Source organism: Flavobacterium circumlabens (genome assembly GCF_004345565.1).
Classification (GTDB): Bacteria; Bacteroidota; Bacteroidia; order Flavobacteriales; family Flavobacteriaceae; genus Flavobacterium; species Flavobacterium circumlabens.
On record NZ_SLWA01000013.1, the window covers coordinates 116,128 to 140,317 of the forward strand.

General features: G+C 37.6%; 19 protein-coding genes. 5 read left to right on the forward strand and 14 right to left on the reverse strand.

The genetic code is table 11. The features are described 5' to 3' along the window. Positions 1-382 precede the first annotated feature (382 nt). A complete protein-coding gene (locus EV142_RS22835; protein ID WP_132038205.1) occupies positions 383-1,792 on the forward strand; it encodes an APC family permease in 1,410 nt (469 codons plus the stop codon). A 170-nt stretch (positions 1,793-1,962) separates the two neighbouring features. Here EV142_RS22835 and EV142_RS22840 read toward each other — a convergent pair whose 3' ends face one another. The 4 genes from EV142_RS22840 to dinB form a co-directional block, all read right to left on the reverse strand. After that, the gene (locus EV142_RS22840; protein WP_132038206.1) at positions 1,963-2,421 is read right to left on the reverse strand and encodes a DUF1810 domain-containing protein; all 459 of its coding nucleotides are present in this window, start codon (positions 2,419-2,421) and stop codon (positions 1,963-1,965) included. Between the two features lie 165 nt (positions 2,422-2,586). Next, complete coding sequence (locus EV142_RS22845; protein WP_132038207.1) at positions 2,587-3,216, reverse strand: alpha-ketoglutarate-dependent dioxygenase AlkB family protein; 630 nt, start codon at positions 3,214-3,216, stop codon at positions 2,587-2,589. Between the two features lie 30 nt (positions 3,217-3,246). Further along, the gene (locus EV142_RS22850; protein ID WP_132038208.1) at positions 3,247-6,300 is read right to left on the reverse strand and encodes a DNA polymerase III subunit alpha; all 3,054 of its coding nucleotides are present in this window, start codon (positions 6,298-6,300) and stop codon (positions 3,247-3,249) included. 3 nt (positions 6,301-6,303) lie between these two features. After that, positions 6,304-7,485, reverse strand: a complete 1,182-nt coding sequence (gene dinB / locus EV142_RS22855; protein ID WP_132038209.1) for a DNA polymerase IV — start codon at positions 7,483-7,485, stop codon at positions 6,304-6,306. Positions 7,486-7,571: 86 nt separating this feature from the next. On the opposite strand from dinB, the gene EV142_RS22860 reads away from it, so the two are divergent. Both EV142_RS22860 and EV142_RS22865 read left to right on the forward strand, forming a co-directional pair. Then, positions 7,572-8,348 carry an XRE family transcriptional regulator gene (locus EV142_RS22860; RefSeq protein WP_132038210.1) on the forward strand — a complete coding sequence of 259 codons (777 nt, stop codon included), beginning with the start codon at positions 7,572-7,574 and terminating at the stop codon, positions 8,346-8,348. 21 nt (positions 8,349-8,369) lie between these two features. Next, the gene (locus EV142_RS22865) at positions 8,370-8,819 is read left to right on the forward strand and encodes a GNAT family N-acetyltransferase (RefSeq protein WP_132038211.1); all 450 of its coding nucleotides are present in this window, start codon (positions 8,370-8,372) and stop codon (positions 8,817-8,819) included. On the opposite strand, the gene EV142_RS22870 is transcribed toward EV142_RS22865, so the two are convergent. The 10 genes from EV142_RS22870 to EV142_RS22915 all read right to left on the reverse strand — a co-directional run bounded on the left by EV142_RS22870 (position 8,816) and on the right by EV142_RS22915 (position 21,100). Beyond that, entirely contained in the window at positions 8,816-9,580 is a 765-nt protein-coding gene (locus tag EV142_RS22870) for a phosphatase PAP2 family protein (protein WP_132038212.1), read from the reverse strand. The genes EV142_RS22865 and EV142_RS22870 overlap by 4 nt on opposite strands. A 97-nt stretch (positions 9,581-9,677) precedes the next feature. Continuing rightward, positions 9,678-11,396 carry a sensor histidine kinase gene (locus EV142_RS22875; RefSeq protein WP_132038213.1) on the reverse strand — a complete coding sequence of 573 codons (1,719 nt, stop codon included), beginning with the start codon at positions 11,394-11,396 and terminating at the stop codon, positions 9,678-9,680. Between the two features lie 348 nt (positions 11,397-11,744). After that, positions 11,745-12,866 (reverse strand): sensor protein KdpD, encoded by a 1,122-nt coding sequence (locus EV142_RS22880; RefSeq protein ID WP_132038214.1) that lies wholly within the window; start codon positions 12,864-12,866, stop codon positions 11,745-11,747. Between the two features lie 82 nt (positions 12,867-12,948). Further along, on the reverse strand, positions 12,949-14,025 hold the full coding sequence (locus EV142_RS22885) for a porin (protein WP_132038215.1): 1,077 nt from the start codon (positions 14,023-14,025) through the stop codon (positions 12,949-12,951). Positions 14,026-14,435: 410 nt separating this feature from the next. Further along, complete coding sequence (locus EV142_RS22890) at positions 14,436-15,014, reverse strand: K(+)-transporting ATPase subunit C (RefSeq protein WP_132038216.1); 579 nt, start codon at positions 15,012-15,014, stop codon at positions 14,436-14,438. 96 nt (positions 15,015-15,110) lie between these two features. Beyond that, complete coding sequence (gene kdpB / locus EV142_RS22895; protein ID WP_132038217.1) at positions 15,111-17,144, reverse strand: potassium-transporting ATPase subunit KdpB; 2,034 nt, start codon at positions 17,142-17,144, stop codon at positions 15,111-15,113. Positions 17,145-17,157: 13 nt separating this feature from the next. Then, positions 17,158-18,879: a potassium-transporting ATPase subunit KdpA gene (gene kdpA, locus EV142_RS22900; RefSeq protein ID WP_132038218.1), complete on the reverse strand. Its 1,722-nt coding sequence runs from the start codon at positions 18,877-18,879 to the stop codon at positions 17,158-17,160. A gap of 129 nt (positions 18,880-19,008) precedes the next feature. Then, complete coding sequence (kdpF, locus tag EV142_RS22905; protein ID WP_072975519.1) at positions 19,009-19,086, reverse strand: K(+)-transporting ATPase subunit F; 78 nt, start codon at positions 19,084-19,086, stop codon at positions 19,009-19,011. Positions 19,087-19,237: 151 nt separating this feature from the next. Then, positions 19,238-19,519, reverse strand: coding sequence for a DUF7674 family protein (locus EV142_RS22910; RefSeq protein ID WP_132038219.1), 282 nt, complete (start codon positions 19,517-19,519; stop codon positions 19,238-19,240). A 240-nt stretch (positions 19,520-19,759) separates the two neighbouring features. Beyond that, positions 19,760-21,100: a sigma-54-dependent transcriptional regulator gene (locus EV142_RS22915; protein WP_132038220.1), complete on the reverse strand. Its 1,341-nt coding sequence runs from the start codon at positions 21,098-21,100 to the stop codon at positions 19,760-19,762. 176 nt (positions 21,101-21,276) lie between these two features. On the opposite strand from EV142_RS22915, the gene EV142_RS22920 reads away from it, so the two are divergent. Continuing rightward, positions 21,277-22,506, forward strand: coding sequence for a polysaccharide deacetylase family protein (locus tag EV142_RS22920; protein WP_132038221.1), 1,230 nt, complete (start codon positions 21,277-21,279; stop codon positions 22,504-22,506). Positions 22,507-22,603: 97 nt separating this feature from the next. After that, complete coding sequence (locus EV142_RS22925; RefSeq protein ID WP_132038222.1) at positions 22,604-23,605, forward strand: LLM class flavin-dependent oxidoreductase; 1,002 nt, start codon at positions 22,604-22,606, stop codon at positions 23,603-23,605. The last annotated feature ends 585 nt before the right edge of the window (positions 23,606-24,190 follow it).

Genomic DNA, 24,190 nt, shown 5'->3' on the forward strand with positions numbered 1-24,190 from the left:
CCATTAAAAAATGGCGTACATAATCAGTCTTTTAAAAGCATAAATAGAGAGGAGGACTGGAAAATACGGATCAGTTTTGGTCATTTCCCTGCCGCCTTAGCCCAAGTCAATAACTTTTAGATTTGGTTTGTCAACTATATAGCTTGTGAGGCCTCAGAGAGTTTATATCGGTCTTCTTTAAATTCGTTGTATTTTTTCGAATCCCAGGTCATGCTATTTTGTCTTTAAGTTGCAAAACGAAAATACGAATTATTTTTTAGGACAATGATCCTTATCGCGTTTGGAATTTCGAATTTAACCTTATAGCTATTGGAATTTGGAGTTTCACGATTTGGAATTTGAGAAAAAAGTATATCTTTAACCAACCAAAAAATACAAAATAATGCAGGAAGACAACCAGGAACATTTTAAGAGAGAACTCGGATTATTAGACGGAACCATGCTTGTGGTAGGTTCGATGATCGGCTCCGGAATTTTTATCGTAAGTGCTGATATCGCCAGACAGGTAGGCTCTGCCGGATGGCTGACTTTAATATGGCTTATTTCAGGATTGATTACAATTATCGCCGCGGTGAGTTATGGCGAATTGAGCGCCATGTTTCCAAAAGCTGGTGGACAATATGTGTACCTGAAAGAGGCTTATAACAAATTAATTGCTTTTTTGTACGGCTGGAGTTTCTTCGCTGTAATCCAGACCGGAACAATTGCTGCCGTTGGTGTGGCGTTCTCGAAGTTTGCAGCTTATCTTTATGAGCCTTTGAGCGACGAAAATATACTATTTGAATTGGGAGCTTTTAAGCTTAATGCAGCTCAGATTGTCTCGATTTTTACGATTGTTTTATTAACATACATTAATAGTCGTGGCGTTAAAAACGGAAAGATCCTGCAGACCGTTCTAACCATTATCAAAATTTTATCATTGTTAGGCTTAATCGTTTTTGGATTAACACTTGCTGCAAAAGCTTCAGTTTGGGATGCGAACTGGGCAGATGCCTGGACCACACGTTCCTACAATGTTGAAACTGGTTCCTGGCTTCCGATTAGCGGAACTGCTTTGATCACCGGAATTTCAGCTGCAATGGTAGGGTCTTTATTCTCAAGTGATGCCTGGAATGGGGTTACTTTTATTGCCGGAGAAATTAAGAATCCAAAACGTAACGTCGGTTTCAGTTTGTTTCTTGGAACTTTTATTGTAACCGTTATTTATGTACTAACGAATTTGATGTATCTGGCTGTGATTCCGCTTAACGAAATTGCAACTGCAAAATCGGATCGTGTAGCTGTTGTAGCTTCAGATTATATTTTTGGAGATATCGGAACATTGATTATTGCGATTATGATTATGATTTCGACTTTTGCCTGCAACAACGGATTAATTATGGCTGGTGCGAGAGTTTATTATACAATGGCAAAAGATGGTTTGTTTTTCAAAAAAGCGGCTGTTTTAAACGAATCGAGTGTTCCTGCATGGGCGCTTTGGGCGCAATGTGTATGGGCTTCGGCTTTGTGCCTGACAGGAAAATACGGAGATTTATTAGACTTCGTTATTATCATCGTTTTGATTTTTTACATCCTGACGATCTACGGAATCTTTATTTTACGTAAAAAAATGCCGGATGCAGAAAGACCTTATAAAGCTTTTGGTTACCCGTATTTACCAATGTTATACATTATAATCGCTGCCGCAATTTGTATTTCGTTATTATTTACAAAATTCTCCACTTGTGGCTGGGGCGTTCTAATTATGCTGGCCGGAATTCCGGTTTATTATCTGACGAAGCCTAAGGAGTAAGGGGCAAAGGCACAAAGAGGCAAAGGTTCAAAGTCTTTTGTTTTTTTGTACGGTACATATTTAAGATTCAGAAAGAATAGATTTGCTCAATCTGCAAAATCTGCGGGAGAAAAAAAAGGAAGTTACTTTATGAGTAACTTCCTTTTTTTATAATTTTTTGTTTAGATATTTTAAGCTTCTTGCTGCAAGGCCGGATGTATCATTTCATTGATAATAGACAAAGTAAGCATATCAAATTTACCGGAGAAAAAAGCATCCAATACTTCCTGAAAAACAGGATCGGTATTGTTTGTTAAGGTAAAAAGAGTCATGCAGGAATGCAGTTTTCGGGCATCTAAATCGCCAAGAATAGCCTCAGCCGATTTCATTTTAAAGTCCAGCAGTACTTTAGAAACTTCAATAAGATGTTTTCCAAGAACCGGATGTGAGAGAAATTCCTCACTCTGCTGAAGATTGTCGATGGAATATAATACGGACATTTCACTTCTTCCTAATCCTTTTATCTGAGGAAAAATAAACCACATCCAGTGGGTTTCTTTTTTTCCTCTTTTTAGTTCAGTAAGAGCTGTAAGATAGAGTTTGTTTTGTGCCTCTAAAAAACGGGTTAAATCATTGTTTAATTTTGCCATTTGGGGTGGAATATATTGGAAAAAAGTTTGAAAAATACTAAAAAAGATAAGTGCTGCCTAATAAAATGTGCAAGAAGGCTGTATTTTATTTTAGAAAGCTGATTTTGAGATTCTTTTCTGACGGAAAACTCATTTTATTATTTGAATTAAAAGGTGTTTTTTACCTTATTCTGCTTTTCTGTTCGTCCTTCTGAAGGTCAGATTGATTCTCGGCAATACTTTTTTGGCTGTTTTGGGAACATGATGCTGCCAGAAACTATTTGTAGTTCCTGACATCAATAAAAAAGAACCATGATGCAGCGGAATTTCAACCTGACCAATGTCTTTTCTGAACTTATGTCGCAGTCGGAACATTCTTGTTTCTCCAAAAGTAACAGATGCTATAATGGGGTTTGTGCCCGAATTGTGCTCTTTATCGCTATGCCAGGCCACACTATCACTTCCGTTTCGATATAAATTAAGCAGCAGGCTGTTAAAATCCAGTTGTGTTTCTTTTTCTACGCGGCTTCTGATGGTCAGGAGTTCATAAGTCCAGTCGGGACCATTCAGATCGGCTCCGGGATTATCTTTGTCTTCGTACCAGGCGATCATTCTGGGAGCCGTAACGGTTTTGTCAAAAATTTCCATCTCGTATCCTCTCCATTTGGTTTGGTGAAGCAGTTTTTCATAATAATGATCAGATTCTTCTTTGGTAAAGAAATTGTCAATCAGGATCAATTCGGTGTCAGGCAGTTCAAATACGGTTTTTCCGCTACGACCTGAAGTAAATAATTCGGTATCATTAAAGAGTGTCATAATGTATTTTTTTAAGTATATAGCTCTGTTCTAAAATTTCATTCGATGTCTGGGCAGATTAATTTCGTGTCCCTGCGGATAAGGTTCCCGATGCGTAGGGCTAACATCTTCCCTGATTAACCGCTGTGTTTTATACTGATCTTTAGCATCCATATACCGTGGATCAGGAATAAAAGGCATTTTAGACATCTTGGTAATAGTGATTGTCGGAAAGTGATAATCGACTTCCACAGTTCCTAAAAGCAAATAACAGCCTCCGCCCTGAAAAGGATACTGCACCAGGCAATCAGGAAAATGTGCCGTATCAAAATAAGTACCTTCATGATCGATCCAGGTTCCGAAATACATGTTTCCTTTTTTGGTTGGAACTTGTTTTCTCGAAATCAGATAGGCCAGCATACGAACTTGTTTTTTATGATGGGCGACTAAATCTTTTGCCATAACGTCGCCGCGATGCCTGGTTTGCAAAAGGTCAAAAACGGTACAGGAAACAGGAAAACTTAAAAGTTCAATTTCATCAAAAGCATCTTCAAATACAGAACGTTCCAAAGTTGGGAGTTTATATTCCTTAACGGGTTCCTGTAGCAGCATCAGACTTCTGTTTTCAGGTTTGAAATTATTTAAAAGTAAACTCGCAATAACTAAAAGTTGATTTTTAGTTTTTCCTGTAAAACGAAAAGCGTCTATAAAAATCAAAATTTTCATGCTTTCAATCCCAATCGGAATACGATTAATGAAATCCTCCAAAGAAAGAAAATCACCATTTTTCTCCCGTTCTGATTCGATTAAATGAGCGGTTTTCGATTCTAAACGCTGCAGGTGCATAAAACCGAGATAAATACAGGTACCATATACGGTGGTTTGATATTCGCTTTTGTTTACACATGGATTAAGAATCGTACCGCCGGACATTCGCGCTTCGTGCACATACACTTCGGTTCTGTAAAAACCACCCTGATTATTGATTACCGCTGTCATAAATTCCACAGGGTAATTAATCTTCAGATATAAACTCTGATAACTCTCCACAGCATATGAAGCCGAGTGTGCTTTGCAAAATGAAAATCCGGCAAACGATTCGATCTGGCGGTAAATTTCCTGACTAAGTCCTAACGGATGTCCTTTTTGAGCACATGAAGCAAAGAAATTATCTTTAACTTTTTGAAGTGCCTCTTTAGAACGCCCTTTCCCCGACATGGCGCGACGCAGAATATCACCATCGGCGGCCGGAAGCCCTCCGTAATGCTGGGCAATTTTAATCACATCTTCCTGATACACCATAATACCATACGTTTCGCCCAGATGTTCCTTGAAGACATCATGAAAATATTGAAACTGATCCGGATTGTTATGACGAAAAATATACTCTTTCATCATTCCCGATTGCGCCACGCCGGGACGGATGATAGAAGAAGCCGCCACCAGAATTTTATAATTGTCACAATTAAGCCGGCGTAATAACCCGCGCATGGCCGGACTTTCGATATAAAAACAGCCAATGGTCCTGCCTTGTGCCAAATAAACATTACAAACCGCTTCGTCTTTAGAAATCGAAGTGTCCCGAATATTAAGTTTAATACCCCTGTTTTTCTCAATCAATTTCACACTGTCGTCAATATGCCCAATGCCACGCTGACTTAAAATATCGAATTTATCAAAACCAATTTCTTCAGCAATATGCATATCAAAAAGGACAATAGGAAACCCTTTTGGAGGCATTTCCAACGGCGTGTAATTGGTAATTGGTTCTTCAGAAATTATGATTCCACAAGCATGCATACTACGCTGATTCGGGTATTTACCCATCATCATACTGTATTCCTGAACCAGTTTTACGATAGAATTGGTTTCGTGTAAGGCCATCGGATTTTTGGCCAGCATGTCCAGCTCTTCTTTAGGAAGACCAAAAACTTTTCCGACTTCCCTAAAAATAGAACGGTGTTTAAATTCGACATTCGTTCCGCAAAAAGCCACATGATCCCGGCCATATTTAGTAAAGACATATTCTAAAATTGTATTGCGCTCTTTCCAGCTCCAGTCGATATCAAAATCGGGTGGACTTTTTCGGTTTAAATTCAAAAAGCGTTCAAAATACAAATCCAGTTCAATGGGACAGATATCCGTAATCCCCAAACAATAGGCAATGATACTATTGGCACCGCTGCCACGGCCAATGTGCATGAATCCCTGACTATTGCTGTATTGTATAATATCCCAGGTAATTAAAAAGTACCCGCTGAATTCCAATTCGTCAATTACTTTTAGTTCTTTTTCGATGCGTGCTTTTGCCTGAGCATGCTCTTTTCCATAACGCCACAACAATCCTTTTCGTGCCAATTCTGTTAATAAGGCAATATCACTCTGACGGTTTTCAGTAAAAAACTTCTTGTTTTTTTTAGATTTAAAATCATATTGAAAATTACAGGAAGCAATGATGTGCCCGGTATTGGCTATAATTTCAGGATAGTTTTCATAATACGGCAAAAGGGCTTCCAAGGGCAGCATTTTCTCAGAAGTTTTGCAATAATCATTAGCTGTCAGTTTTGATAAAATAATATTGGTATCAATGGCCCGAAGGATTTTGTGTAGATTAAATTCTCTTTTGTTTGTGAAAGTGACCGATTGAAGCATCACCATTTTAGAAATTTTACTTTTAAATTCTAAAGTAAAAAGCTTGGAAATTTCATCCGGACGAATGCCGATAAATTCATTTTCACGCAGCATTTCAGGAGCATTTTCTAAAGTATAAATCACAAAAACCGATTCAAATTCGGGAGCGATTACAGGCAAAGGCTTTCCACTGAAATTATGTTCCGTTAAAAAACGGTTCATTTCGCCCAGTCCTTCAGCATTTTTGGCAAGCCCAATATATCTAAATTGATGATCGAAGCGGAATTCGATTCCCACCAATGGTTTTATTCCTGCTACATCACAGGCTTTTATAAAATCATAGATTCCTGTTACCGTATTAATATCCGTCAGGGCCATTGCTTTTACACCGCACGAAACAGCCTGCCCGATAAGTTTATCAAGAGAAATCGTGCCGTAGCGGAGGGAATGAAAAGAATGACAGTTGAGATACATGATTTATTTGATACGTTTTAAAATTTCGTTTTTGTTATTTGGTTTAAAAGAAGCTCCGGCGCAACGCATGACGGCATCGAAACCGTATCTGTTTTTCATTTTATCCATTGCGGCATAAAGCGACAGCATTTCCTGCGTATCTTCGAAAAGATCAATCTGATACGTGCCGCGAACCAGTCCGCTGAAGCGAATACCGATCAGACGGATACGCATGCGTCGCTGGTAGAGTTTATCAAATAAATCGTTTACATTTTTATTTAGAATATGATCGGCTGAGGTATAAGCAATTTTGCATTGTTTGGTTTCGGTGTCAAAATTGGCGTAACGTATTTTAACGGTAATGGTTGAGGTGAGCCATTCTTCTGATCGCAGCTGAAAAGCGAGTTTTTCTACCATACCCACCAATATCGATCTTAGCATGATGATATCGATGGTATCCTGAGAAAAAGTATGTTCGGTAGAAATAGATTTTCTTTCCGAATAAGGTTCTACAGGCGTATGATCAATTCCGTTGGCTTTTTTCCAGATATCCAGACCGTTTTTGCCAATCATCTGCTGCAGCACTTCGGCAGGCATTTCTGATAGGGTTTGGATCGTACGGATTCCGATTCGGGATAAAAGCTGAAAAGTCACATTTCCAACCATCGGTATTTTCTGAATGGAAAGCGGATTTAAAAATGCCTGTACGTCCTGTTCCGGAATTTCGAGATTCCCTATTGGTTTGCCTTCTCCGGTGGCTATTTTAGAAACCGTTTTATTGATGGATAAAGAAAAACTAATCGGAAGTCCGGTTTCTTTAATTACCGATTGTGCGAGCTCGTTTGTCCATTTATAACTTCCGTGAAATTTGTCCATTCCGGTAATATCCAGATAGAATTCATCGATGCTGGCTTTTTCCAGTATCGGTGCTTTTTCCTGTAGAACCTGCGTAACATCATGTGATAATTGCGAATATAATTCCATATCGCCTTTGATGATTTTAGCATCAGGACATAATTTCATGGCCATATGGATAGGCATGGCAGAGCGAACTCCAAAAACGCGGGCTTCATAGGAACAAGAGGCTACAACGCCACGATCACCACCACCAATTATCAGGGGAATCCCTTCTAATTGTGAGTTGGTTAACCTTTCACAGGATACGAAAAAGGTATCCAAATCCATGTGTACAATTGCCCGTGTCATTTTTTTGTTTTTGTAAGTGACAAAATTAGCGCAGGTTGTAACAAAAATGATTATATTTGTTGTTCCAAATTATAACAAATTAAATTATGTCCCTATTTTCAGATAACATCAGAGCATTGAGGGTTAAGCATAAAATATCTCAGGAGAAATTAGCTGAAAACCTTAGAATTACCAGAGGAAGATACGTTAAATACGAAGATGGAACCTCCGAAGCACCTTATGATATTTTAAAGCAGATTGCTTTATATTTTCATATGAGTATTGACTTATTATTGTCTGTCGACATCCGTAAAATCAATATAGAAAACCTTATAAAATTAGAAGGCAACCGACTTATTTTACCCATACAAGTCGATAGTTTTGGGGAGAATTATATCGAAATTGTGTCTCAAAAAGCAAAAGCGGGTTACCTAAACGGATATGCCGATCCGGAATATATCGAGAGTCTGCAGCAAGTTTCCCTTCCGTTTTTAGGACCTGGAAAACACCGTGGATTTCCGGTAGAAGGAGATTCGATGCCGCCACACGAAGATGGAAGTATCATCATTGGCCGTTACGTAGAAAGGCTGGGAGAGGTGCTCGACGGAAAAACATATATCCTGATTACCAAAAACGAAGGCATGGTGTACAAACGTCTGAACAAAAACAAAAAGAATGCATTGGTATTAGAATCCGACAATCGTTTTTATCCGAATTATGAAGTGAAAGCTTCGGATATTCTGGAAATTTGGGAATACGAGTGCAATATCGGCCGCAGCGATAAACGCCATGAAATAACAGAAACCCAGAGTATGAAAGATCTGCTGCTGGAGGTGAAACGGGAAGTTATGGAAATCAGGAATAATACACTGAGTGGCAGCTAATAAAAATCATAGTGAAATCCAATGAATATTGAAAAAGCCATACCGGAAGACAACATCCGTTTAACGGAAATTACAAAAAAGTCAAAAGCCTATTGGGGATATTCTGACGAGCAAATTCTGAGCTGGAGTAATAATTTAACGGTTACTATGCTGTATATTGAAAATAATCCTGTTTTCAAATTAATCGATAAAGACGAAATTGTTGGTTATTATTCTTATATCCGACAAGAAAATCAGCAGGTGAAACTGGATAACTTATTTATATTACCGGAATATATCGGAAAAGGATTTGGAACTTATCTAATGAATGATTTCCTGGAAAGAATGAGAATTGAAAAATGCCAAAAAATCATTCTCGATTCAGAGCCAAACGCTGAAAAGTTCTACGGGAAAATTGGATTTAAAAAAATTGGGGAATTTGAAACTTCAATAAAAAACAGGTTTATGCCCATTATGGAACTGAATCTTTAAAAAACTTTTACAAAACTCAATCCGTATTGCTGGCCATTATAGAAAGGAGCAATCATAGAAGTTGAATGGCCTTCAGAAGAGGATTTAAATAGTTTTTTGGTAATATACGGATTCATCCAATACGCAATTTTGGTGCTCAAAATTCCGATTCCGGCTCCGGCTGCAACATCGGTTAACCAATGGCGGTTGTTGTAAATCCGGAATAATCCCGTTCCTGTTGCTACGGCATAACCTGCAATTCCGTACCAAATAGATTTGTCTTTGTATTCCTGCCATAAAAATTCAGCTCCCGCAAAAGCAGTGGCGGTATGTCCGGACGGAAAAGAATTATTAGAACTTCCGTCAGGCCTTTCTTCATGTACAATCGACTTTAGACCCAAAACAGTAGAAGCCATAATAACATAGGAAGTCACAAAAATTACAGATCGGTCGCGCATCGTATTTTTCCCTTTTACGCCAAAAGCATTCAACGCAAAAACAGAGGCTGCGGGCGCATACTGGGAGAAATCATCAATGGTAATTTTCTCGTCAATATCTTCTGTAACTTCTTTTTTGATCTGCGAATTAAAATTTAAAAGCTGATCACTTTCCAGACCAATTACACCGTAACCAATTAATGCACCCGGAATAATCAGCTGCTTATAATTGAATTTAATATGATGCGCCACAGTGCTGTCAATTGCCGCAATAGAATCGGTTTTTTGTGCTGTTGCAGAAAAAATGCTGAATAGAAATACTAGGGAAATCGTTTTGTAAATCATAATTGGTTCTCGTTATATACAGCAAAATAACGAAGGATTTGCCCCACTATTTCTGGCTTAATTCAACCTTAAGCAAATGTTAACTCCTGCTTGATTTTCATACGTTTAGTGCAAACCAAAAGGTACTTCCCAATCCTAAATTGCTTTCTACGCCAATGGTTCCGTTTTGGGCTTCGATGAATTCTTTGCTGATCGCCAGCCCTAACCCCGTTCCTGATTTCTGGCTTCCCGGAATCTGAAAATATTTATCGAAAACCTTGTCTTTGTATCGCGCATCAATTCCTTTTCCGGTATCGATAACCTGAAATAAGATTTGATTGTTTTCGTTTTTCAATCTAATGATAATAGTACTTTTTTCGGAGGAATACGTAATGGCATTTGATAAATAATTAATCAGAACCCATCCCGTTTTTTCACTGTCCGCTTTTACATCCGGTAAACTTTCATTGGCATCAATAATCAATTTTATTTGCTTTTGATCCGCCTGTACTTTTACAGCTTCTGTTGCATAATTTACAATGTTGTACGGATTGCTTTTTTCGATATTCAGTTGAATATTTCCCGTTTCTAATTGGGAGAGATTGAGTAATTCGCCGGTTATTTTCAATAAGCGCTGACTGTCTTCTTTAATGCTTTCCACCAATTGATTCTGATCTTCATTCATGCTACCTGTTTTGGTATTTTGAAGTAATTGCAAACTTAGTTTTATAGAGGCAATAGGGGTTTTTAATTCATGGGAGACTGTCGCTATAAAATTAGTTTTTGCAAAATCAAGTTCTTTAAAAGACGTAATATTTCTAAGAATAATAACATCACCAATATTGATTTCTTTTTCCTCGCCTGTTGGCGTTATGGTAATATTGATTTTTTCTTTATCAAAATAGCTTTCTTTTCCATTGGCAAAAATTTTCAAAGGCTGTTTTTTCGAATTGTCATTCGCTTCTTTGAAAAGTAAAGAACGTACCAGGTCATTCGATAAAGCGAGGGAAGGGGCAGGTTTTGAAATTACATCCTCAGCTTTCAGTCCGATAATTTTCAGCGCTTCATCATTAGCAAACAAAATCAGGCCTTCATGATCTAAACCAATAATAGGATCATGCATATTATTGATAAGCGTCTCCAGTCGTTTTTTCTCAAAGAAAAGTTTGTATAAATTACTGTTGTTGTATTCCTGAAGTTTTTGCGCCATGGTATTAAACGATTTGGCCAGATCACCATATTCGTTATGATTGGTAAAATGCACACGCTCTGAATAGTTTTTATTAGCAATTTCCTTAATACTCAGCGTAAGTTCTTTAATCGGGTTCGCGATATTATTCGGTAGATTGATCAGTAAGTTAAAGGCAATCAAAAAGCATAAAGTACCCACAACGGCAATCAGTAAATTGGCATTTTCGGCGGTATGTTTCGCAATATCACTTTTTTGTTTTATGGCATTCATATTGAGTTTCATGATCTCAAAAATGTCTCTCCTGATCTGTGTTTTGGCAGCTTCATCGAGATTGTTTTTTTCTAAAAGAGCAAAACTTCCCTTCAGGTTATCGGTTACTTTTTTCTCTCCGTACTCCGTGATATTCTGCGTTTGTTTGTGAAGATTTTCTTTAAAAGTAATAATCGCATGATCCGCATCAGTACTAATTTCATCTAACGACAAAAGCATATTTCTGGAATATTCAAGCGTATTATAATTGGCTTTCAGAATATTCTCCGTGTCTGCTTTTATCAAAAAAACAGAATAAGCACTTACTAAAGAGAGTATGATGATCATTAAAAATAACAATCCAACACCCAGATTCAATTTGGTTTTAATTCTCATGATGTTTGTTTTAAAACATTTTATTTTGAACCATGTAAGTAATATAAGGAAATATAAGTGTGGTTTTGCGAACAAAATTTTTAAGCAAACTTTGCTTAAAATTCACGTACTCTATTAAATGAACTTATATAACTAATATGGTTTAATTCTCAGGATAATATTTTTTTGAACCATGTAAGTAATATAAGAAAATATAAGTTTGGTGGCGCATAGTTAAGGTAAAGCATCAAAGTTGTAAAGAAAAAAACTTTGCGTCTTCTGATTTTGCGAACAAAAATACAAGTAAACTTTGCTTAAAATTTACGTACTCTATTAAATGAACTTATATAACTTATATGGTTTAATTTCTCAGGACAAAATAACAAGGTCAACATTCGATAAAGACAGTCTGTTTAATAAACGTCTGAAAATCGTTGTTGACAAAATTACTTTAAATAAATTCAAATGTGGTTTTCCGATGCAAACAGTTGTAATATGTTTTTCTTCCACCATCATCAGAATAGCGTCAGCAATATTTTTATGTTCTTTTTTAAGGACTTCTGCGCCTAATTGTGTGGCCAGTTTAAAATTATTAATCAAATGACGCTGTTTGTCTAAAGCGATTTTGATACTGCTTTCTTTCGGAGTTTCCACATACATCACATACCAGCTTCCGTTGTAATAACTCGCCAGACGCGCCGCTTTCCGAATTACAATTTTAGCTGTTTTGTCGTTACTGCTAATACAGGCCAATAGTTTTTCATGTTTCAGAGCCTGTAGCTGCGGTACTTCACTTTCTACTTTCCGGACTACCTGACTGGCAACTTCCTTCAAAGCCAATTCACGCAATTGCAGGATTTGTTCCGATTTAAAAAAGTTGGTTAAAGCAGTCTGAATTTTATCGGGCGTATAAATTTTACCTTCTTTCAGACGGGCAATCAAATCCTCTGCAGTCAAATCAATATTAACGACTTCATCGGCAATTCGCAAAACATTATCCGGAATTCTTTCCTGAACATCAATGCCTGTTATGCGTTTTACATCTTCGTTTAAACTCTCAATATGCTGAATATTAACGGCCGAAATTACATTGATTCCAGCTTCCAGAATCTCTAAAACGTCCTGCCAGCGTTTTTCATTTTTGCTTCCTTCCACATTCGTATGCGCCAATTCATCTACAATGACCACTTCTGGCCTAAGGTTGATAATCGCCTGTACATCGAGTTCTTCGAGTTCTTTTCCTTTATAGAAAATAGTTCGCCTCGGAATCACCGGCAGACCAAACAATAACTCATGGGTTTCCTTTCGAAGGTGCGTTTCGATATAACCAATTTTCACATCAATCCCGTTCTTCAGCAACGAATGTGCTTCCTGCAGCATGCGATACGTTTTCCCAACACCGGCACTCATTCCAATGTAGACTTTGAACTTTCCCTTCCGTGATTTCTGAATTAAATCGAGAAAGTGCTGTGCGTTATTTTCTTTTTCCATTTTTTTTGCTTTACGCTGTAAGACGTAAGCTTTAAGCAATAGAACTTTCAAAAGTCTACTGCCTAAAGCCTATAGCTTAAAGCTAGAAAGAAATTGCCAGCGAAGTCGTTACAAACGTATTCGTATCCGTTGGAAGATTGTCTTTTGTAAATATTTCATCCTTACTCGAAAGATTTCTGGCTTCTATTCTAAACATTACATTATCAGTCACTAAGTAATCAAAGTTAGCTGAAAATCCGTACGTTTTAAAACCGTTTGGCGTTTCAGTTGCGATAATTACACCTTTTTCATCACTGTAATATTCGCCACGTGCCGCAAGCTGAATCTTATCCGTTGGTTTGTATTGCAGAATCAAAACAGGCGAAAACCAGGTGTCGTACTTGTTACTGCTTTTAGCCGCTTGCTGCGAACCGACATCAAAACCAGCCGTTATATTTGTTTTATCCGTTACTTTAAACTGCCCGTAAAAGTTATTAAAATAACGCCATTTTTTGTCAATATCCGGCTGTTCATTTCCCACATAAGTACTCCAGTTCAAAACCACTCTGTCAGATGGTTTGTAGGTAAGCTGTGTTCCAAAAGCAGGCGTATGGTTGCCTTCTACTTTCTGGGTGCGCTGCCAGCCGTTTAAATACATTCCGGCCAGGTACCATGCTCCGGATTCAGAAGTATAGCCAATTTTAACTCCCGTTTCGTAATACGGAGAGTTTTCAGCCAAAATGCTTCGAGTTAAAGTCTGGCAGTCTTTTCCAATCGCACTTTCAAAACCGATGTGCGCCGGCATAATTCCCGCATCAATCCATAGATTATGACTTTGCGAAATCTTTACGCCCACATTGGCCTCGTATACATTTTTCAATAAACCCTGCTCGGCAGTCATGTTGTATTCGGCATACGTTCCGGCCATTAAGGCAAAATTTCCACGAACATTATCCTTGCTGTAATTCACTTTTGCCAAACCCAGATTCAGGTTCACTTCATTGCTTTTATTATAATTGTAAAAAAAGCCGGGGCGTGTATGATCTTCAGGTTTTGCAAAATCATAACTATAATAAACGTCTGCATATCCTGAAAATGTAAACGGACTTTTTGTTTCTTCCTGAGCGTGTAAATTGCTAAAACCAAAAGCGATTAAAGCAGTAAGTATTATTTTTTTCATTTTTTTAATCATTTCGAGGGACGGCCTGTTCGGCGGGGCGAAAGGAATTTTATCCTCATTAGTTTATTATTTAATAGATTTTTTAGGAGCTATTTCCCGCTATCCACTACAATCTTTTGTCCGCCACGGCTGACAAAAGGATTTTCGTTTCTATCGGGGCTAGGCCTTTGGGGGTAAAAAAGGGCGTTTTGTTTTTTCCTGCAAGATTTCCAAACCTTACAGTAATTTATTTTGTCTTCTGGTTTGTCATTTCGACGAAGGAGAAATCTTAGCAAGAAACTCCGCAAAGAATATCAATCTGTGTCGATCTGGCAACGGAGATTTCTCCTTCGTCGAAATGACACAAACTGGCTACAATAGTTGTCAAACCCGACAGGTTCTCAAACCTGTCGGTTTAAAAACATAGAACCTTAGCGACTTAGAATCTCAGAACCTTTTTTAGAAAGCTGATCCAAAGCCACATTCAATTCTAAAACATTAACGGTTTCAGGTCCAACAACAGCTGTATTAATTTTAGATTCAACCAAAGCTTTTACTTTATCTTCCGCTAATTTTCTTTCTTTGGCAACACGTTTCACCTGAATCAAAGCTCCTTCCGGCGAAATATTCGGATCCAGTCCACTACCTGAAGCAGTCACCATATCTGATGGAATCTCCGATTTTTTCAAATAAGGATGAACAATCATAAACGTATCGATTCTTTTCTGAACCAAAGCCAGATATTCAGCATTGCTTGGACCTTTATTACTACCGGCACTTCCGGCAGCATTATAATCCACAGCCGAAGGTCTTCCCCAGAAATAATTCGACTTATCGAATTTCTGACCGATTTTTTGGTAGCCAACCACTTTTCCGTTAACCGAAATAGTTTCTCCTTTTCCGTGATTCGGAGCAAATTGTGCAATTCCATAAATTGCAAGGGGATAAATAACTGCAAACAAAATTATAGTAAGCAGTGTAAGTTTTAATAGTGAAAATATATTTTTCATTTTTTTTATTTTTTGAGGTTCTAAGGGACTAAGTTTCTAAGATGCTAAGAGAAAAACCTTAGAACCTTAGCGACTTAGTATCTCAGAAGCTTAGATTTACATAAATAAGGCAACCAACAAATCAATTAATTTAATTCCGATAAAGGGCACGATCAATCCGCCTAAACCGTAAATGAGTAAGTTTCTTTTCAGGATTGCACTTGCACCGATTGGTTTATAATCAACACCTCTCAAAGCCAGTGGAATCAATATCGGAATGATAATCGCGTTAAAAATAACGGCTGACAGAATCGCACTTTCAGGACTGTGCAAACGCATGATGTTCAAACCTTCAAGCGCAGGAATCGCAGTAATAAAAAGAGCAGGAACAATAGCAAAATATTTCGCAACGTCATTTGCAATAGAAAAAGTGGTTAAGGTTCCCCGAGTCATTAAAAGCTGTTTTCCAATTTCAATAATCTCGATTAATTTGGTTGGGTCATTGTCAAGATCGACCATGTTTCCGGCTTCTTTGGCCGCCTGAGTTCCGCTGTTCATGGCAACACCCACATTGGCTTGTGCAAGGGCAGGAGCATCATTGGTTCCGTCACCCATCATGGCAACAAGTTTACCCAGGTTTTGCTCGTTTTTGATGTAGTTCATTTTATCCTCAGGTTTCGCTTCGGCAATAAAATCATCTACACCGGCAGCTTCAGCGATAAACTTCGCCGTAAGCGGATTATCTCCGGTAACCATTACCGTTTTGACACCCATTTTTCTCAAACGGTCAAAACGTTCTTTCATTCCGGTTTTAATGATATCCTGTAATTCAATTACACCTTGTACCTGATTGTTTTTAATAACCACTAGCGGAGTTCCTCCTTTAGATGAAATATCGATTACTTTTTGAGCAGTATCTTCAGGGAAAATATTTCCGGCCTGAAGGGAGATGTTTTTTGCAGCATCCTGAGCCCCTTTTCTAATATTGGTTCCGTCTTTTAAAACAACTCCGGAAGTTCTGGTTTCTGCGGTAAATTTGATTAAAGTAGCACCTTCAATGGATAATTTATTAGCAGTTTCGGCTCCTGCCAGTTCCACGATACTTTTCCCTTCCGGAGTGTCATCTGCCAGTGAACTTAACACAGCAGATTTAATAAAATCTTCTTCAGATACGCCTTTTGCAGGATAAAAATTGGTTGCTTTTCGGTTTCCAATAGTGATGGTTCCGGTTTTATCCAAAAGCAATACATCAATATCTCCGGCAGTTTCAACCGCTTTTCCGGATTTTGTAATCACGTTCGCACGCAATGCTCTGTCCATTCCCGCAATCCCGATCGCAGATAGTAAACCACCAATTGTAGTTGGAATCAAACAAACGAACAGTGCGATAAAAGCAGCAATGGTTATAGGTGCATTCGCATAATCGGCAAATGGTTTTAGCGTAACGCAAACAATCACGAAGATTAAGGTAAACGCCGCTAATAAAATAGTTAAGGCAATTTCGTTTGGTGTTTTCTGACGGCTTGCCCCTTCCACCAAAGCAATCATTTTATCCAGAAAGCTTTCGCCTGGTTCTGAGGTTACAATTACTTTAATTTTATCAGACAATACTTTGGTTCCTCCGGTTACAGATGACTTGTCACCACCTGCTTCCCGAATTACAGGAGCACTTTCTCCGGTAATGGCACTTTCGTCAATTGTTGCTAAACCTTCGATAATTTCACCATCGGTTGCAATCAAATCTCCTGCTTCACAAACGAAAATATCTCCTTTTTTCAATTCAGATGAACTGATGTTTTTGATTTCTCCATTTGGCAGAATTTGTCTGGCAGGAGTTTCTTCACGTGTTTTTCTTAAACTATCTGCTTGTGCTTTTCCTCTGGCTTCGGCAATGGCTTCAGCAAAATTGGCAAACAAAAGCGTTGCGAGTAAAATTAAAAACACAATTAGATTATAAGTAAAACTACCCTGGTCGGTTGCGCCCATTAAAATGGAAACACAAACCGCAAACATAATGGCAGTTCCTATTTCTACGGTAAACATTACCGGATTTTTGATCATCATTTTTGGATTCAGCTTCACAAAAGACTGCACTAAAGCTTCTTTTACCTGTTTGCTTTCAAATAACGATGTGGATTTATTAGTTGTCATTTTTCTTTGTATATTATTTTAAAGTAAAATATTCTGCCAATGGACCTAAAGCCAACGCCGGGAAGAATGATAAAGCAGCAATAATTGCGATTACGGCAAAAACCATTACACCAAAAATAGAAGTGTCGGTTTTTAAAGTTCCTGCACTTTCCGGGATGTATTTTTTGTTAGCCAGTAATCCTGCGATTGCCAAGGGCCCAACGATAGGAATGAAACGACTCAATAGCAACACAATTCCTGTGGTGATATTCCAAAACGGATTGTTATCGCCTAAACCTTCAAAACCGGAACCGTTGTTGGCAGCACTCGAAGTATATTCGTATAACATTTCTGAGAAGCCGTGATGCCCCGGATTGTTTAACCAGCCTGTTGCGTTTCCGCTGAACCAGTAGCCCATTGCAGTATCATGTGCCGCGAAATAAGAAGCCAAAGCAGTACCTGATAATATTAATAAAGGGTGAAGAATGGCAATAAAAGCAGCAATTTTAACTTCCCGCGCTTCGATTTTCTTGCCTAAGAATTCAGGTGTTCGGCCTACCATTAGACCTGAAATAAATACAGCCAGAATAATGAAAATGTAGAAGTTCAGAATACCAACCCCGCAACCGCCATAAAAGGCATTGACCATCATGGCAAGCAATTCCATAGCACCGGAAACGGGCATTGAACTATCGTGCATACTATTGACAGAACCTGTAGAAATTACCGTTGTGGCAATACTCCAGAAACCTGAAATGGCAGGTCCAAACCGAACCTCTTTTCCTTCCATAGCTCCGGTTGTTTGGGCAATTCCCATTTTTTCGATAGCCGGATTTCCGTTCATTTCGCTCATCACTGTTGGAACAACCAGCAATAAGAATCCAACCGTCATTACTCCGAAAATTACGTAGGATAATTTCTTTTTCTTTAGATAAAAACCTAAAGCAAAAATCATGGCAAACGGAATAATTAATTGTGCCCACAATTCAATACCATTAGTAAAATAAGTTGGATTTTCTAATGGATGTGCCGAGTTGGCTCCAAAAAATCCACCACCGTTTGTACCTATATGTTTAATGGCAATAAAGGCAGCAGCGGGTCCGCGGGAAACGTCAACGTGATCGCCTTGCAAAGTGGTGATGGAATCTTTACTGTCAAAGTCCATTGGTGTACCACTGAATGCTAAAACAGTAGCAACAATAACCGAAAGGGGTAATAAAATACGAGTACAGCTTTTGATGAAATAATCATAAAAATTACCCAGTTTGTCTGTCGTTCTTTCTTTCATTGCCGTAAAAATCATTGCCGCAGCAGCCATTCCGACACCCGCAGAAACAAATTGCAGGAACATTAAGAACATTTGTGACAGGTAAGAAACACCGCTTTCACCTGAATAATGCTGTAAATTACAGTTTACGACAAATGAAATAGCTGTGTTAAACGCCAAATCTGGTGACATTGAGGGATTATTGTCAGGATTTAAAAACAACGATCCCTGAAACAACAAGACAAAAAAGCAAAGGAAAAACCAAATCATGTTGATACTTAAAAGGGCTTTTAAGTGTTGTTTCCAGTTCATTTCTTCAGTGGAATTGATACCGCTGATTTTAAAAATAAATTTTTCAATTGGATTGAAAATCGGGTCAAGAAATGTTTTATCACCCAAATAAACTTTAGCAATATATTTTCCTATTGGAATGGCTAAAACTATCGAAATGATGAAAATACTAATGACACCAAATAACTCTGTGTTCATATTTTGTTTATTAGAAGTTAAATAATTTTTCGGCTTTTATAAAAACATAACAAGCGTTACAAAAGCTAATGTCCAGGCCACATAAACAAATACCAGCAGCATTTTTTTTGACTGTGACTTTTTCATCTTTTAAAATTTTTCAGGTTTAATTAATACATAAACCAAATAGCCAAAAACGGCGATGGAAATAATAAATAGTGCAGTCATGATTTAGATTTTTTCAAAAAATTCAACTGATTTAAAACAAATAGCAAAAAGCAAAACAGCCAATGCGAGTAAAATAAAAGTGATTAACATAGGTTTTAGATTATTAGATTGTTGGATTATTAGATTTTAGAGGCTTAACTGATTAAACATTTTATACACCAGAGGTATTAACTTGTTTGATATATTCCGCTTTCAGCGTCTGAGGAAAAAGATGTGAAATGTTGCAGTGACGCATTTCCATAAAAGAAGAAACAGAGAAAATGTACACATTAGAAATGGCATTTTTAGTTTCGATACTTCCGGTAATAAACAAACGTTCAGCAAGTGCCAAGCATTTTTTTGCCCGAACGATGTTACCGGAAACAATTGATTTTTTGGTGATATCCGCAAAACGCTCTGCCTGTTTGTAAATAGAATTGACTTGATTTTTCATGAGAATGAATTTTTATGTTCTTCCCACTTATGCCAAAAGCTGTTCCGAAAAATGGACAAAACAGCTAAAGTCTTGTCAATAAAAGTGTTGCCGTATTGTGCCAAAAATAAGGCACAAAAAAAGCCTATCAAAATGATAAGCTTTTATTAAAATGATAGGTCAAATTCAAATTCAATTGGAATTTGGAATTTCAATTTTGGAATTTATCCCGATAGCTATCAGGATTGGAATTTAACTTTGTTATTGAATCCCGTACTCGTCTAATTTTCGGTACAAAGTCGCAATTCCGATTTCGAGTAAACGTGCTGTTTCGGCCTTATTGCCTTTCGTATAGTTTAAAACCTTCTGAATATGCAGTTTTTCGATACTCTGCATAGAAAAAGCCGACATCGATTTGGTAGGTTTTTCAGGTTGATGCTGCATTTCATAAGGCAAAACATCAGCGGTTAAAACAGTATCGCTTAAAATAACAGAGCGTTCGATAATATTTTTGAGTTCCCGGATATTTCCCGGCCATGAGTAATTTTCTAATTTATGAAGAAAGTCATCTGAGATTTCGAGTGTTTTCTTGTTTGTTTTTTCAGAGAACTGCTTCACAAAAGAAAGGGTCAATGCGGTAATATCTTTAATTCTTTCCCGCAGTGGAGGAAGTTTAATTTCGAAAATATTCAGACGAAAATATAAATCAGATCGAAAACGATGTTCATCACTTTCGGTTTTTAAATCCCTGTTTGTGGCAGCAATTAATCTGAAATTCGATTTTTTTGGAGTAGTATCACCAACCGGAATGTATTCGCTGGTCTCTAAAACACGTAATAATTTTGCCTGCAGTTCAATTGGCATTTCTCCAATTTCATCCAGAAATAAAGTACCGCCATTGGCTTCTTCAATAAAACCTTTCTTATCTTTAAGAGCACCGGTAAAAGCACCTTGTTTATGACCAAAAAGTTCGCTTTCCAAAATTTCCTTGCTGAAAGTACTGCAGTTTAAAGCGACAAAAGATTTACCAACACGATTACTGTTTTCATGAATGGCCTGTGCAAAAACCTCTTTTCCTGTTCCGGTCTCACCAGTGAGTAAGACGGTCGAATCAGTTTTAGCGACTTTTTTGGCAAGATCAATAACCTGTTCAATTCCTTTGGATTTCCCTATAATAATATCAAAAGAATATTTATCGCCAATACGTTTCTCAAGCTGCTGTACCTTTTTTTGCAAATGTACTTTTTCGACAGCTTTATACAGAAGCGGAATAATCTTGTCATTATCATCGCCTTTTACAATATAATCAAAAGCACCATTCTTCATGGCCTGAACCCCATCTGCGATATTCCCGAACGCCGTTAGCAAAATAACTTCAGTAAGAGGGAAACTTCCTTTTATCTGCTGCAAAAAAGCAACGCCGTTTCCATCAGGTAATTTTACATCACACAAAACAACATCAATATCGGTTTGTTCCAGTTTTTTAAAACCCGATTTCAGATCTTTGGCTTCCAGAACTTCAAAACCTTCCGATTTTACAATGCGTGCCAACAGACTTCTGAGTTTTTCTTCGTCGTCTATAATTAAAATTTTATGTGTCATTTGAGGATGTTGCTAAAATCGAATAGTATTTCGAAATACAAATTTAGGATTTAAATCATTTAACTTTAGTATTCCTCATAAATTTTGTAAAAGCATTTTAGAGTATTGAAATGTCCTCTTTTTGAATTGTTTTTTTTAAAGAGATGTATCTTTATAAGCTATTAATTACACCTTAAATGAAAATACCACAAAAACCAATAAAGCTATTTTTATTCACAGCATTTCTTTTAACCACAGTTTTCTGCTTTGGAAATCATTCAAAACTTCAAAAAGACACTTTAAAAACTTCGATTATTTCGTTCAAAATAAAATTAAAATCCAAGGAAAAGGTTAGAATAACGCCGGCATCTTTAAAATTCAACAAACATTTAGCCTATAGTTTTACTTTAGATGATGGTTATCGATCGGCTTATCTGACTTCTTTTTCATTATTGAATGGCGGAAAAATAAGCGGACCACTGATTAGCGAATGGAAAAATGATCAGGGAGGAGACGGAACAAACTCAAAAGGACTTTTCTACTCCGATGGTTTAGGGAATAAAATTCCGTTTAAGTTAGGATTGGCAATTAATGGCGGGGCAATTGATGATTTTTCGGCTTACCGCGGACATCTGTCCTGGGCAGAAGTCAAAGAAATGTACAATGCCGGCTGGGATATTCTGAATCATGGTTTTCATCACGCAACCAAACACGGAACTAATTTCCTGACAGAAGTAAGGGAGAATACGACTTCAATACAACAAAATTTAGGTTTTACCATGTCTCAATTTGTAGTTCCGGGAGGCGAAAGTGATCCGGGATATCATTTAGAATATGAAAAGGACGCACTTGCAAACGGTTCTTTTTCGGTTGCCTCTTATGTTGGTGCAGGACTGGTAATTAATGTCAAGTACAAAATAAATTTAGATAAAATGGTCTATTCCAGAGTTTTTGTAGAAAGCTCAAAAGACACCATTGGTTTTAAAACAATGGATCGATATTTAGCGACTTTTGATTCGGTTGCAAAATTGCCGGATCCAATTTGGTACAATGCCTATACGCACGGAGTCGGAAACGGAAATCTTTGGTCATTGAGTATGCGTTTTCCTGATTTCAAATATTATATGACCACTATTGCCGATAAATATGGTTCAAAAGGCGATGATAGTATCTGGATGGCACCGTGGCAGGAAGTATACGAATATATTTGGCTTCGCGACAGAATCAAAATCACTTATGATCAAAAAGATAAAGAAGCTACCGTTACCATAGAACTTCCTCAAATTCCGGAAATTTTCAGATCTCGTGCCATTTCATTAAGGATTGATACGCCATCAAAATTCGAAATAGAGTCTGACTCCACTAATTTCAGTATTTCCAGTGATGGTAAAACAAAGCATAAATTGATTAACCTTCAATTGAATTAAGTGACATTTGTAGCTACAAATATTATAATTCTATTAACACGAAAGAATTTAGGCTTTGTATGAAATGAAGTAATTTTGCATAAAAGCTACATTATATATGAAAAACCCAATTTCAATCTCAATATTAGAATTAGCTATCATCACCCAGGATAGCAACGCAAGCGAAACATTTCAAAAAACAAAAGAGATAGCTCAACTTGCAGATAACTTAGGATACAAACGTTTTTGGCTGGCCGAACATCATAATATGGCACATGTGGCCAGTTCTGCAACAGTAGTTTTGATTGGCTACATCGCCAGTCAGACTCAAAATATCCGGGTAGGTTCAGGCGGAATCATGTTACCGAACCATTCTCCTTTAATAGTAGCCGAGCAATTCGGAACACTGCAAACACTTTATCCAAACCGAATCGATTTAGGATTAGGAAGAGCACCGGGAACAGATCAGCCAACAGCCGAAGCCATTCGGAAAGACTTTTTTGAGCAGGCACAACGTTTTCCTCAAAATGTAACGAAGCTTCAGGACTATTTTTCAGCCGAAAATGCAACCGCAAAAGTAAGGGCATTTCCTGCCGAAGGTACTAATGTTCCCATCTGGATTTTAGGTTCAAGTATGGAAAGTGCAGCTCTTGCCGCCGCTTACGGATTACCCTATGCATTCGCCGGACATTTTGCACCACGCCAAATGATTCAGGCTTTTGAGTTTTACCGCGAAAACTTTCAGCCTTCCGAAGTTTTAGACAAACCCAAAACCATGGCCTGCGTCAATATCATTGCAGCCGAGACAAATGAAGAAGCCGAGAGACTATCTACAAGCCTGTATCAGATGTTTCTCAACTTAATTAGAAACGATCGCAAAGGTTTGCAGCCTCCCGTAGATTCTCTGGATGATATCATGAGCGAAGAAGAACGTTTTCATGTCGATCAAATGACCGCATGTACCTTCACAGGAAACAAAGAACAACTGGAAACAGATCTTAAAAAATTCATCAACTACTCGCGTGTAGATGAACTAATGGCAACCAGTCCAATTTTTGATCATCAGGCAAAACTAAAAAGTATCCGTATTACAAAAGAAGTAATAGACAGTATGAACTAAATAGTATACATATATATTAAGGACAGTTTTCTCAGTCTTATATATAAGGTACTATTTCGAATATCCACCCCGACAGGTTTTGAAAACCTGTCGGGTTTGTTTTTATACATATATAATGAAGAGTATTGGAATTTGGAATTTAGGTATTTGGAATTTAGTTTAAATAAGGAGCTTAATCCCGCTGTTTGTTCCAATCTTTTTCTTTTTGGCAGCAAAAATCAAAAGGATTTCCACTTCCATCGGGGCTAGGGCAGTGGTTTTCATAAGAGGTATGCCTATATATAAGTATAAAGAATAAACTTTGCGCCTTTGCGACTTTGCGTGAAAGCAGGTAAATGTGGTTAAAAACCAAACTTCTCTTCTTGAAACCTTCATGGCAAATCCGGCCAAAATTGACAGAACCATCAAAAATCAACCAAAAGGGAAAAAAGATCGGTTTGTAAAAAACATAAAATCAGTAACTTAGAAAAAAGATTAAAAATAGTTTATAAAAAGTCTTGTAAATGTAAATAAAGGGACTACTTTTGCACCCGCAACAGCGACGGGCGTTCATCGAAATACTGACAGGCATTAGAATCAAAGGGA